This is a genomic window from Anaerococcus sp. NML200574 (genome assembly GCF_026131665.1).
GTDB classification, from domain to species: domain Bacteria; phylum Bacillota; class Clostridia; order Tissierellales; family Peptoniphilaceae; genus Anaerococcus; species Anaerococcus kampingae.
This window is the reverse complement of record NZ_JAMXSM010000020.1, coordinates 19,733-33,099: the sequence shown is the minus strand read 5'-3', so window position 1 is coordinate 33,099 and position 13,367 is coordinate 19,733. Positions and strand designations below refer to the sequence as shown.

10 protein-coding genes are annotated in these 13,367 nt (G+C 36.6%); 3 read left to right on the top strand and 7 right to left on the bottom strand.

Going from position 1 to position 13,367, the window contains the following annotated elements; all coding sequences use genetic code 11:
• Window positions 1-203: 203 nt before the first annotated feature.
• Both NH286_RS08040 and NH286_RS08035 read right to left on the bottom strand, forming a co-directional pair.
• Complete coding sequence (locus NH286_RS08040) at window positions 204-1,535, bottom strand: alpha-amylase family glycosyl hydrolase (RefSeq protein ID WP_265238129.1); 1,332 nt, start codon at window positions 1,533-1,535, stop codon at window positions 204-206.
• 64 nt (window positions 1,536-1,599) lie between these two features.
• Complete coding sequence (locus NH286_RS08035) at window positions 1,600-3,828, bottom strand: zinc ribbon domain-containing protein (protein ID WP_265238127.1); 2,229 nt, start codon at window positions 3,826-3,828, stop codon at window positions 1,600-1,602.
• Window positions 3,829-3,965: 137 nt separating this feature from the next.
• Between NH286_RS08035 and NH286_RS08030 the strand changes: the two genes are divergently transcribed.
• The 3 genes from NH286_RS08030 to NH286_RS08020 all read left to right on the top strand — a co-directional run bounded on the left by NH286_RS08030 (window position 3,966) and on the right by NH286_RS08020 (window position 7,976).
• Complete coding sequence (locus NH286_RS08030; protein ID WP_265238125.1) at window positions 3,966-4,283, top strand: putative quinol monooxygenase; 318 nt, start codon at window positions 3,966-3,968, stop codon at window positions 4,281-4,283.
• A gap of 143 nt (window positions 4,284-4,426) precedes the next feature.
• Window positions 4,427-6,445: an alpha/beta hydrolase family protein gene (locus NH286_RS08025; RefSeq protein WP_265238122.1), complete on the top strand. Its 2,019-nt coding sequence runs from the start codon at window positions 4,427-4,429 to the stop codon at window positions 6,443-6,445.
• Window positions 6,446-6,503: 58 nt separating this feature from the next.
• Window positions 6,504-7,976, top strand: a complete 1,473-nt coding sequence (locus tag NH286_RS08020; protein ID WP_265238120.1) for an NAD(P)/FAD-dependent oxidoreductase — start codon at window positions 6,504-6,506, stop codon at window positions 7,974-7,976.
• Between the two features lie 92 nt (window positions 7,977-8,068).
• Here NH286_RS08020 and NH286_RS08015 read toward each other — a convergent pair whose 3' ends face one another.
• From NH286_RS08015 to NH286_RS07995, 5 genes are all read right to left on the bottom strand, one after another.
• Window positions 8,069-8,425: a DUF1667 domain-containing protein gene (locus NH286_RS08015; protein WP_265238118.1), complete on the bottom strand. Its 357-nt coding sequence runs from the start codon at window positions 8,423-8,425 to the stop codon at window positions 8,069-8,071.
• Window positions 8,422-9,681: an NAD(P)/FAD-dependent oxidoreductase gene (locus tag NH286_RS08010; protein WP_265238116.1), complete on the bottom strand. Its 1,260-nt coding sequence runs from the start codon at window positions 9,679-9,681 to the stop codon at window positions 8,422-8,424. The genes NH286_RS08015 and NH286_RS08010 overlap by 4 nt, the downstream gene beginning before the upstream one ends.
• 9 nt (window positions 9,682-9,690) lie before the next feature.
• Window positions 9,691-11,112: an NAD(P)/FAD-dependent oxidoreductase gene (locus NH286_RS08005; RefSeq protein ID WP_265238113.1), complete on the bottom strand. Its 1,422-nt coding sequence runs from the start codon at window positions 11,110-11,112 to the stop codon at window positions 9,691-9,693.
• 118 nt (window positions 11,113-11,230) lie between these two features.
• Window positions 11,231-12,736 (bottom strand): glycerol kinase GlpK, encoded by a 1,506-nt coding sequence (glpK, locus tag NH286_RS08000; protein WP_265238111.1) that lies wholly within the window; start codon window positions 12,734-12,736, stop codon window positions 11,231-11,233.
• Between the two features lie 9 nt (window positions 12,737-12,745).
• Window positions 12,746-13,318, bottom strand: a complete 573-nt coding sequence (locus tag NH286_RS07995; protein ID WP_199792167.1) for a glycerol-3-phosphate responsive antiterminator — start codon at window positions 13,316-13,318, stop codon at window positions 12,746-12,748.
• Window positions 13,319-13,367: the final 49 nt, after the last annotated feature.

Below are 13,367 nucleotides of genomic sequence, written 5' to 3'. Positions count from 1 at the left end.
ATCCAGTTTTGTAATGTACCTTCGGGTATATCATATTTTTTAGCAACCATCGGACTGCCTCCAGATTCCCCTGATAAATATTCCGTTACTAGTTTGATTTTAAATTCTTTTGTGTATTTTGGCATACTAAAACCCCTCCATCCGTATTCCGGATTTTGGGGTTCAGGTCACTTAGACTTGTGTTTTTTAATTTCATGAATATTTTATAATTTTATTAATAGGGCCTGGTAGGCGTCTAGGATTTCTGGCTCGTAGTCTTGGTTGTTATTTAGGATGACTTCCCCTTCTGCCATCATCTCTGAGATTTTTTCATCTAATTCGTAAAAATCATCTGTTAGATTTATTAAAATTAGATAAGTTGTATCTTTGTAGGATTTTTTGTATACATATACTGAATCATCTAGGAAGATTTTTTCGTAATCTCCTAGACCAAAGGCTGATTCTCTTTTTCTCAGCATGATTAATTCGTTTAGGTAGAAGATAAAGGAATCGGCATCTTTTAGGTAGTCTTTATAATTATTGTCTAGATTTATCATGTCTCCATAATAATTTTCCACCTTTGAAAATCCACCCAGGGCTGTAGGGTCCCATCTCATGGCAAGCTTGCTTGAGAAGTTTGTTTCTCTTTTGATTTTCTCTAGAGCCTGGTCTTTGTCAAGGCCACTTTCTATGAATTTTTCATAGGCTTCTTTGATTTCTGAATCTTTTATCTTTTCTATATCTAGCTCATACTCTGCCTTGGCTTCTATTTCTTCGCCTTGGTAGAAGATTGGAACTATGCCCATTGTTATCATCATTATGGCAAGGGCCTTTGATAGGGCTAGGGTGTCGCCTGTCTCTCCTAGGATTTTATCCATTATTCTTGGGTGAGATGTATTTGTAAGGTCTAGACCATAGTGGATGTCCTTATCCTTTATATTGTTTTGTAAGCTATCTAAGAGCCTATAAAATTTGCCATAGGAGTTTTTTTCTATGAGATCACTTGCCTTTGAATAGTAGACCATATCTAGGAGATTATCATCTTTTATTAAATCTATATCGGCAATTTCTCCTACAAATAGGATCTCTTGGTCAAGACAGATTTGCCTTAGATTTTTGAGGATTTCTTCAAACTTATCTTGGTAGATTTCTTTTAGATAATCTGTTTCTAAAATCCTTATGCCTCTTATGCCTAATTCATGATATTTTTTTATTATTTTTTCAAATTCACCTATGAAATCATCTTGGCCAAAACTATCTATTAAGGCCCTGCTTTCAAAGTCTAGGATTACTTTGATCCTATTTTTCTTTGCCTTCCAATAGAGATTTACTATAGCTTTATCATCCCCTAAAATTGGATTTATTTGATTAAAGTCAGTTTTTCCGTCTTTTTCGCCGAAAATATCGCTTACAAAGACGTAGTTAAAGCCTACTTGGCCTAGGATTGACATTTTACTTGCTAGACCATTCATATCCCCGATTCCATCGTTATTTGAGTCTAGGAAACTTTCTAGATAGACTTGATAATAAGTTGATTTTAGTTCTTTATTTTGCATTTATTCCCTCTTTTTATTTTGCATTTTAAAAGGAAATACAGCTTGACCATATTTCCTTTTAAGATTAAAAGTTTTCTATTTTTTGGAAGCTTGTTTGTCTAAATTCTCCTTGTTCGTCGGCCTTTAGGCTTCCATTATCATAGGTTAATGTTATTGGTGTATCAACATTTACTCCCTTTATGCTTGCTGATACTGTATTTCCATCTACGCTGTAGGAGCCTGTGTGAACTGCCTTATCTATTTGATATACCAAGCTTCCATCATCTCTTAGGGATAGCCTTTGGTTATCAGCTTGATATTCCCCGATGACTCCATCGCCTGTAGCAAAGTGCTTGTTCATTTCTGTCTTATTATCTTGGGTGACACTTAAGCCTTCTAGAGCACTTCCCACATGTGCTAGAACCTTGTCAATGAAGCCGAAGCCTTGATATTCAATTTGATAATACTTATATTCACTTTCTACGAAGAATTTATGGAATATTTGGTTATCTGTTGTAAGTGGTCCTCCGCTAAAGAATTTACCATCTCCATCAGCTTTTTTGCTTACGTTTTGGAATTCTACAAAAGTGTAATATTTGAAGTTACCTTGATAATTAATATCGGCTAGTCTTTCTGATGTGCTTACTTCATAAATTAGGTAGACCCTATTTTTAATCTCTGCATTTTTGTCATCGCTATAGCCAGTAACTGAGCCTAGGTATTCGACATTATCTACATTTATTATATTTTTATAGAGGATTGTCTGTTTTATAAGCTCTCCTGCCTTGTTCTTTAATTCTCCCAGGAGATTTTCATCAAGGCTGCTGGTAGATTTTATGAATTTTGAGTCGCTATCATCACTTGTCTCGTTGCTTAGGCTAGCTGTGAAGGTCTTCTTTGTTGGATTCAGACTTACACCATAGTTATTTGTCATCTGATCTGGACTATAATTAAGTGTAATCTCAATTTCTTCCCCTTCGCTGATTCCACTTGTTTTCGATGGAGATATCTCTACTGTGTGCATGTATTCTGGAGCTCCGTCCTTTAAGCTTGTTATCAAACTTATATCCGGGCTTTGTCCTTCAAATTTTACATCTATAAATTCAAAAGGATCGACACTACCATCTTCATTTTGACCATCGCTTGCCACTCCACCTGCTCCTTCGACTATCACAGGTTTTGAGGCTGATGTTATCTGAACATTGTACTTATCTGATAATTTTATATTATCTAGATTTGCCATAATAGTTATCTCATCACCATTTGATAGGCCAGAATCTTTTGAATATTGGAAGATGACATTATTGGTCAAGTCTTCGGCAAATTCATGAGCTGGACTTGGGTAAGAATCCTTATTATTATTCCTTGAGATATATTTGATCTTATCCTGATAATCTGAAATCAGCTTATCTTTATCAATGCCTGCCTTTGGTATAGCCTGGCCGTCTTCACCCTCATAGGAAATTGTAATATAGTCACTTAGGTTTAAGACAACATCTTCTACCTTATGGAGCTTCATATACAAAAGGCTTACCAAAAGTGCGACCAATAAGGCTATTACAACTAAGATAATATTCCTATTTGTGAAATATTTCTTTGGATTAAAAGATTCTGAATCTTTTTTAATTTCATCAGCTTTATGGTCTCCATCACTTATCTCTTCAACAGGAACAATACTTTTTTCCTTAAGAGGTCTGGCCCCTGCAGTCCTATCCTTTAAGTCTCCAAGAGATTTTTCCCTATCAAACTTCCTATTTCTATCTTGAATCCTTCTTATACCGGCAGAAACAGTTATATTTGATAGCTTAACAGATTCATCACCTATTAGCCTATCAAGCTTTTCCTCAAGACCTTGTTTGGCCATATTATTATTTTCGTCAATATAAAGGTGTGAATCATCTTTTTTTGCTTCATTATTAAAAGATACCTTTTCTTGGATTTCTTCAATAAGGGATCTTTGGTTGGCTTTTTGCTTAGACTCTCCCAAGTTTTCAAACCTTCTGCTTGACTTATCCATCCTATTTATAGGCTCTTTTTGAGGGCTTGCTTCTGCCTTATTAGCTTTTAAAGGCTCATCCTTCCTAGGACCCTTATCATTTAAATTCGAAGCTTTAGGAGCTTTCTCCTCAAGCTTTGGCTTAGGATTAGCCATATCTTTAATTTTTTTAAACTTTTCTGCAAATATATTAGATTTTTTAACTTTCTCTTTAGACGAGTCAGCACCAGACTTGTCTTCTTTTTCTAGCTTATTGCCGCAAACAGGACAAAATAAGCTATCATCTTCAATATTTGCACCACAGTGGTCACATTTCATATCATTTCTCCTATTTTCCTACATATAATATACTTTTAAAAGTTAAAATATAAACCAAATTAGCTATTAAAAAGCCTTTTAAATGTAAAAAATATTTGATAACTCAAATTTGGGTAAAAATTTACTAGGAGGAAACTATGACATTAACGATTAATATTTTATATAAGGGCAAGGACAGCAAGAAATTCGCCAAGGAAATGACAGAAAAAGGAATAGTAGATAGAATTAGGGCACAAAAAGGAAATATAAAATACGAATACTATCAAAGCCTTGAAAAAGATGATGAGATTCTTCTTCTAGACATCTGGAAAAACCAAGAAGCCCTAGATATCCACCACCAATCACCAATGATGGGCGAAATAATGAAATTAAGAGAAAAATACGATGTCAAAATGGAAGTCCACAAATGCCAAGAAATAAAAGGATCAAATGATGATAAATACATAAGAAATTAGATTTATACCCATCTTGAATTTATTATTTTTGTATGATATAATATAGAAAAGGTTTACATAGAATTTGAAGAAGAGAGCGATTTATTTTTTATCGCTCTCTTTTTGTCTATGATCCTAAATATTTTATAGCAAAGGAGTTATTTATGAAAATCCGTAGGAAACTACTAATCACTATAGTCATTAGTTTAATTATGATTATTGTAGGATCACTATCAGCCAATTATTTTAATACTTCAGGGCATAGTGTAGATGTGAAAAGGATATCTTTCGATACAGAAAAAGGGGTATTATCAGGTCTATTATATAAGCCTAAGGATGCCGATGAGACAAATCCAAGGCCAACACTTGTTACTACTCATGGATATTTAAACTCAGCTGAAATGCAAGATGCACCAGCTATTGAAATGTCCAGACGTGGTTATGTTGTCTTAGCTCTTGACCAATACGACCACGGACATTCTAAGAGCAATAGCGAAAACACCGGTTCGTTCATGTCTTTTTGGCCAACATCGATTTACGATGCAGTTCAATACATGTATGACCAAGACTATGTACTAAAAGATAAGGATAAGAACGGAGTTATCGCAGTAAGCGGTCACTCAATGGGTGGTTTTTCAACAACAAATGCTGTTATGTATGACCAAGAAGATTTCAAGAAAACTGGTATTAAAAAAATATACGCCCAACTATCAGCTGGGTCAGACCACACTTGGCAAAAAATACTTGGAATCGAAGATCAAGCGATATTAGATTCCATGGATGATAGGTTCATAGGAAAAATCGCTGGTCAATTTGATGAGTTTTTCTTCAACCAAGAAGGGCAACCTGGCAGCGTTGTGAAAAAAGACTATGTTAAAACTGATGAAGGAAAGTCTATACTAGAAAATGAAAATCCAAAGAGCGATACCTGGTACGATGTAAAATCTGAAGGAAAAAGAATAATTTATCAGCCTTATCAAACACACCCTTGGAATCACTTTTCTAAAGCAACAACTAAAGATATGATTGATTTCTATGATGTAGCTTTCGATGGTTTTAAATCAGAAAAAATAAAGGAAATAAGCAGCGACAATCAAACTTGGATGTACAAAGAGGCTTCTGAATTTATCGGTCTTGTTGGCTTTACAATTTTCTTTATTGCCTTCGCAGGATTCTTATCAGATCTCAAAATTTTCAAAAAAATTAAAACTGATGCTAGTATTCCTCTTTCAATCGAAAACACAAGTCTAGAGACTAAATTCTCTAGCAAACTTATCTTTGCATTTGGACTAGTACTTCCAGCTTTAATATATTCAACTGTCTATGAAGGAAAATTATTCTCAAGTGGAATGTTGAGCATAAACTTCATTTCAATAATTATGTTTGTATTAGCAGTAATCGGTCTAGTTCTAAACAAAGAATATAAAAACATTTATTGGAGCAAAGGTTCTTATTTAAGTCTATGTGCAAGTATTGTTTTATTTATTCTAAGTAAATTTAACGTCTTTAAAGATTCACCAGTCTTTCAGGGACCAACAGTCAATAGAATAGTAACTTGGGCCTTAATTTGTGCAATGTTAAGCATTCTAATTAATGTTTACTCATACCTCTTAAGAAAAGATTATGAAAAAGGAGTAGGTCTATATGAATATGGACTTAAAGGAAATCCAGGAACAATTTTCCTATCTCTGATAATAGCTATAATTGTCTCATTAGTTTCTTATATAATTTTATTCATAATCGATGCAACCTTATTAGTAGACTTTAGAATCTGGTCATTAGCATTCAAAACATTTGAAACAAGTCATTTAATATCTGCACTTAAGTATATGCCACTATTCTTTATCTACTACTTAGTAGCAGGTGCAGGTTCAATAATAAACTCAAATAATAAAACAGGGCTTAGATCTTACTTCTATGCATGTATTATTAACATGGGTGGAATTCTACTTTGGTTAGTTCTTCAATATGCTAAACTTTTTACAACAGGAGTAGCCTTATATCCAAATGATGCCCTATCTGGCATCTTGTTAGTGGCATTAGTTCCATCACTAGTCATTGCATTTATAAATACTAAATATCTATATAATAAAAATAAAAATATTTATCTACCATCCTTCATAAATGCGATCTTGCTAACCCTAATGACCGTTGCAAATACAACCATTTATTTCCAAGTATAAAATAAACTAACAAGGTAAAAGGGACAATAAATATTGTCCCTTTTAGAAAGGATTTTTTATGTATGATGTTATAATTATAGGAGCAGGTGTCACAGGAGCTAGTATTGCTAGAAGGCTATCTGCCTACAAGCTTGATGTATTAGTCCTAGAAAAGGAAAATGATGTATCTATGGGCGCTTCAAAGGCCAATTCCGCCATAATTCATGGAGGCTATGCCGAGCCCCATCATGAGCTTAGGGGCCGTATCTGCTATGAGGGCAGGAAAGAATTTAAGAAGCTTGATGAAGAATTAAATTTCGGATTTTTGAAAAATGGATCCCTCGTCCTTGCATTTGATGAGGAAGATGAAAAGGAACTTGAAAGGCTTATGGCTATAGGCCTTGAAAATGGCCTAGATGATATAGAAATTATTAATCAGAAAAAACTTCGCGAAATCGAGCCAAATGTGTCAGAAAATGCTAGGTCCGCCCTATATTGCAAGGGTGCTGGCATTTGCTCACCTTACGAATATGTGATAGCCCTCATGGAAAACGCCATTTCAAACGGTGTTCAGCTTAGGCTTGAAGAAAGAGTATCAGATATTAGCAAGGATGAGGACATTTTCACTGTAAGGACTGAAACTGGCAAGTCATTTGAAGGACGATTTGTAATAAATGCCTCAGGTCTTGAGGGGGCTAGAATCTCAAAGATGATTACAGAAACAGACTTTACCATCCATCCAAGATCTGGCGAATACCTAATCATGCAAAAAGGCACTGGTTCTAGGATAAAGCAAGTCCTTTTCCAAACCCCAAGCCCAAAATCCAAGGGAATCCTTGTTACAAGGACCTACCACAACAACCTTCTCCTAGGCCCAGATGCTATAGATGAAGAAGAAATAGATAAAAGCACCCACATAGAAAGGCTAGCTGAAATTTATAAACTAGCTCAAAAATCTGTAAAAGATGATGTAATCAACCTAAAAGAATTTATCAGGTCCTTTACAGGCCTAAGACCAGCCTCATCTACAGGGGACTTCATAATCGAAAATACTAAGACAAGCGGCTTCATAAATGCAGTTGGCATCCAATCTCCAGGCATCACCGCCTCCCCTGCTGTGGCAAGAATTATTGAAAATATCCTAAGAGATTTAGGACTTAGCTTTGAAAAAGACCCTGATTTTAACCCTCACAGGAAGGCGATTATTGAGTATAAAGAACTAGAGGACTTTAACAAAGTCATAAAAAAAGTAGACCTTCCTCTAGGAAATCCAGAAAGGCTTGTCTGCAGGTGCGAACAGGTAAGTGAAGGGACAATAAGAGATGCTATGAACCGAGGCATCCCTTGCAATAGCTTTGATTCAATCAAAAGAAGAACCAGGGCCGGCATGGGCTTTTGCCAAGGATCATTTTGCAGATCTAGAGTAATTGAAGTCATGGAAGATGAAGAGGGCAAAAAAATAGAATCTGACCGCTTTGACTCAGAACATTCTGGGATTACAAGAGTCAACAAGGCTGATATAAACAAATTTATAAAAGAGATATCCAAATAAAAAAATACCGGCAAGAAATTTTGTCGGTATTTTTTTATTGAAATTTCAATCTTTATTAAAGTTATTTTTTGAAAAACTAAATTGTTTAAATATTAACTAGCTTTTGAGGTTGCGACTACTCTTATACCTGTGCCTGCTACGTCTTCTATGACTGTATCGCCTATGGCTACAGGGGCTTTTATGTGGGCCTTGTTTATTTCTTTCATTACTTCCATGATTTTTGCTTTTGGAACACCTTCTTCAGTTTTGACTGATACAAGGTATTCTTTTGCTCCGTCTACCCTTGCTGTAGAAGTTACTGTTCTTACTGGGTTTGTTAGTTCATTTCTGGCATATACTTCGCCTCTCTTGCAAGTATTGCCTGTGACCTTTGTGATTTGTCCATCTTCTACTGTGACGCTGATTGTGCAGCCTAGAGGACAATTTATGCAGGTTAATTCTTTGATCATAAGCTCTCCAATCTTACTTCGATTTTTTCGCTGTTTTTATCTAAATCACTTTTCTTTATGACTAGATTTTCCATCTCACCTGGGGCAAATACTAGTTTTCTCTTTTGGGCTACTTCTTTTCCGTCTACTTCGAGTACTAGGCGTGATTTTTGGTAGATGTTATTTACCCTAAATCTAATTACTACTTCATCTCTCATTGAGCTTGGAGCTATATATTGAGGCACTGTATAAGTTACTCCATTGCCTGGCCTAAGGTGAATTTTCTTTTCACCTTCTCCTTTAAATTCATCTTTTATGTAGGCTGCTGCGTTTTCTCCAGCTAGTTCACTTTCTTCTGTTACATAATCTACTAGATCGTGGACGTGGAGGACGTTTCCTGCTGCAAAGACTCCATCTATTGATGTCATCATCCTGTCGGATACTTCTGCGCCTTTTGTCCTTGGGTCCATTTTGATTTCTGCATCCCTACTTAGTTCATTTTCTGGTATTAGGCCTACTGAAAGTAAGATGGCATCGCATTCTACATATTTTTCAGTGCCTGGAATTACTTTCATATGGTCATCTACCTGTGATAGGTAAACTCCTTCCACCCTGTCAGTTCCCACTATATCTGATATTGTTGTTGAAAAATATAGGGGAATATCAAAGTCATCTAGACATTGGACAATATTTCTCTTAAGTCCGCCTGAATATGGCATGATTTCTGCCACACACTGGACTTTTGCTCCTTCTAGGGTCATACGTCTGGCCATAATTAGGCCTATATCGCCTGATCCTAGGATTACCACTTTTTTGCCTGGCATGAAGCCATCTAGGTTTACTAATTTTTGAGCTGTACCTGCTGAATATACCCCTGCTGGACGGGATCCTGGTATGTTTAGGGCTCCTCTTGGTCTTTCCCTACAACCCATGGCTAGGATTACTGCCTTTGGCCTTATTTGAAACATGCCATTTTCTTCATTCATTAGGGTTAGGGTTTTATCATGGCTAAAGTCCATTACGATTGTATTTAGCATTACATCTATATCACGCCCTGCCACTTCATCTTCAAATCTTCCAGCATATTCTGGACCTGTTAATTCTTCTTTAAACCTATGAAGGCCGAAACCATTGTGGATACATTGGTTAAGGATTCCACCAAGCCTATTATCTCTTTCTACAATTAAGATCTTTTCTATACCACAATCATAGGCCTTGGCTGCTGCTGCAAGGCCTGCAGGTCCTCCGCCTACTACTACTAAATCATAATTTTTCATATAAGTCACCTACTTTACTCTTCCGTCTACATAGTAAGATTCTTTTGAGTTTTTAACTACATCTGACATATCCTCGCCTAGTTCGCGGGCTAAGATTTCCATTAGATGTGGAAGGCAAAATCCTCCTTGGCACCTACCAGCACTTGCTCTTACACGTCTTTTGATGCCATCCACAGTCCTAGCACCTAGAGGCCTATTGATTGCATCTACTATTTCACCTTCTGTTACAGATTCACACCTGCAGATGATCTTGCCGTATAATTTGTTTTTCTTAATTAGGTCTGAGTGTTCTTCAAGGCTCATCTCACATGTCTTTGGTATTGGTTTTCTGTCATAGGTAAAGTCTTTATTTTCTGCAAATCCGCATTTATCTCCTACAAGGTCTGCCATGTATTTGCCTATGGCTGGAGATGAAGTTAGGCCTGGAGATTCTATACCCACGCAGTCAAAGAAGCCTTCTTCACTTTCCCCAATTATAAAGTCACCGCCTACTTCATGAGCTCTGTTACCTGAGAAGGATGTGATTACCATTCTTACTGGTACATCCTTTACTGTATGATTTGATTTTTCTATAACTTCCTCAAGTCTCTCTCTTGTAGATCTCCTGTCGTTTTTATCATCTACAAAGTCTGATGTAGGTCCTACAAGGGTGTTGTTATCAATTGTTGGTGTAACAAGGATTCCCTTACCTTTTTCTGTTGGAAGGTTAAACATTACATGCTTTACAAAACCTGATGTTTCCTTATCTAGAAGAAGATATTCACCTCGTCTGGCCTTGATCTCGTATTTTGTATCAGAAATTTGGTTATGTATTTCATCCGAATAGAGGCCTGCACAGTTAATTACAGCCTTTGTTTCAAAATCACCCTTGTTGGTGTGTAGAATCCAGTAGTCTTGGGCTTTCTCGATTTTTTCTACCTTTGTGTTGAATTTATAATCTACCCCATTTATATTTGATACTTCTGCATAGGCTATGTTCATTAAAAACGGATCTAGGATGCCTGCTTCTTCACAATATAGGGAAGCTGCCACATCTTCAGTGATGTTTTTCTCAAGCTCTAGGGTCTGATCCCTATTTAGGATTTTCATGCCCTTTACACCATTTTCTAAACCTTGTTGGTAGAGGGCTTCTAGCTTGTCTAAGTCCTTTTCATCGTGGCATAAAACTAGACTTCCAATTTTTTTATATGGGAAGACAAAAAGCTTGCTTTCTTCATCCATCATTTGATTTCCTAAAATATTGAATTTTGCCTTTAGGCTGCCTGGTTCTGCATCATAGCCGCCATGGCAGATGCCTGAATTGGCCTTAGTTGTTTCTGTACATACGTCTTCATTTTTTTCTAGTAATAAAAATTTACCTTTTTTCTTTGATAGGTGGGCTGCTACTGACGCTCCAACAACTCCACCACCTATAATTATTACATCAAACATCTTTGCTCCTTAAAAATCCTATAAAAAAAAGCAAGCAAAAGTAGCTATACTTTTACTCGCTTATCTCTGTTTTATTAACTTACTTTGATTATATCACAATTTTGATTTTCAATCAAATTTATTCTTCATAGTGCTTAGCCCAGTCAAATGACCTGCCGATGGCTCTTTGCCAATTTCTATCCTTCTTATCTCTTTCTTCCTTGGAGATTTGTGGTTGAAATTCCTTATCTACAAGCCTAAATTCTCTGATTTCATCCTTATCCTTATAGAACCCTGTAGCAAGACCTGCTAGGTAAGATGCTCCTAGGGCTGTTGTTTCAAGTGTTTTTGGTCTTTCTACCTTTGATTGGATCATGTCTGCTTGAAATTGCATAAGGAAATTGTTAGCACTTGCACCACCATCTACCTTTAGTTCGTGGAGGGCCTGGCCTGCATCTCTTTGCATAGCCTCTAAGACATCATTTGTAAGATAGGCTAGAGATTCTAGGGTCGCCCTTACTATGTGGTATTTGTTTGTGCCACGACTTAGGCCAATTATTGTGCCCCTTGCATAAGGATCCCAATATGGAGCACCAAGTCCTGTAAAGGCAGGCACTACATAGCAACCATTTGTATCATCTACTTTTGTGGCCATATATTCTGTATCATCAGCTGCATCAACTATCCTTAGTTGATCCCTTAGCCACTGGATGGCAGAGCCTGCAACAAAGATTGACCCTTCAAGAGCATAGTCTACCTTGCCTTCTTCAAGACCCCATGCAATTGTTGTTACAAGGCCGTTGTCTGATTTTACAGCTTCATCTCCAGTATTCATTAGTAGGAAGGCACCTGTACCATAGGTATTTTTAGCATCTCCCTTTTCAAAACATGTTTGACCAAATAAGGCTGCTTGCTGGTCACCTGCTATACCTGCTATCTTGATTTCGCCATCAAAGTAGCCTGGGAAGGTTGTACCATATACATAAGAAGATGGTTTGACTTCTGGGAGCATGCATTTTGGAATATTAAGCATAGATAGAAGTTCATCATCCCATTCTAGGGTGTGGATGTTGAAGATCATTGTTCTTGAAGCATTTGAATAATCTGTAACGTGTACTTTGCCACGAGTTAGGTTATAAACTAGCCAAGTATCTACAGTACCAAAGAGTAATTCTCCATTTTCAGCTCTTTCTTGGCCGTTTTCTATGTGATCAAGAATCCATCTAATCTTTGTAGCTGAGAAATATGGGTCTACAACAAGGCCTGTTTTTTCTTGAATCATGCCCCTGTAGCCATCTTCAACCAGCTTATCAGCCATGTCTGCGGTTCTTCTACATTGCCAAACGATTGCATTATAAACAGGTTTTCCAGTGTCCTTTTCCCAAACTATGGTTGTTTCTCTTTGGTTTGTAATTCCAATGGCCTCAATATCTTTCGCCTCAATTCCAAGTTTTGCCATAGCCTCAGTGCATACACCTATTTGAGTGGACCATATTTCTGTAGCATCGTGCTCTACCCAGCCTGGATGTGGGAAAAATTGTGTAAATTCTTTTTGGGCGACAGACATTATCTCGCCCTTTTTATTAAAAATTATCGCCCTGTTGCTTGTTGTTCCGGCATCTAATGCCATAATATATTTTGTCATAACCAATCCTTACATTTTCCAAATTTTAGTATTTGATGATGATACTCCAATAGCCCCTGCCTTTAAGGCTGCCATAGCATCTTCCTTATCTCTAATGAGCCCTCCACCAATAAGTGGCACCTGGCTCCAGCCTGTAATTTCTTCGATGATTTTAGGCATTATACCTGGCAAAATTTCTAGAAGATCAGCAGAGGTGTTTTTGATTGTATCCTTGACACTTTCATAAGATAAGCTATCCAAGAGAAAAAATCTTAAGACAGACTTAAGGCCAATCTTCCTAGCTTCATAGGCATTTTGTGCCCTTGTTGTAATTATTCCGTCAGCTTCTGTGTATTTTTTGATAAAACTAGGTGAATAGCGAGATGATGACAATCCTTCTATTAGGCCTTCGTGAACAAAGACTATCTTATTCTTAGACTTTAATTTCTTGACTATGGTTGGAAGACTTTCTATGTTGCCATATAATACAAAAACTAATTTATTATCTGAATACTCTTCCTTAAGACTCTCTCTTAAGTCTTTACCATCCTTGATAGCCATTATTATTGGATTTTCATATAATTCTTCTCTTATATCTAGCATATCTCTCCTCAAAACACACAAAACGAGCCTAATCTTAATCAAGCTCGTT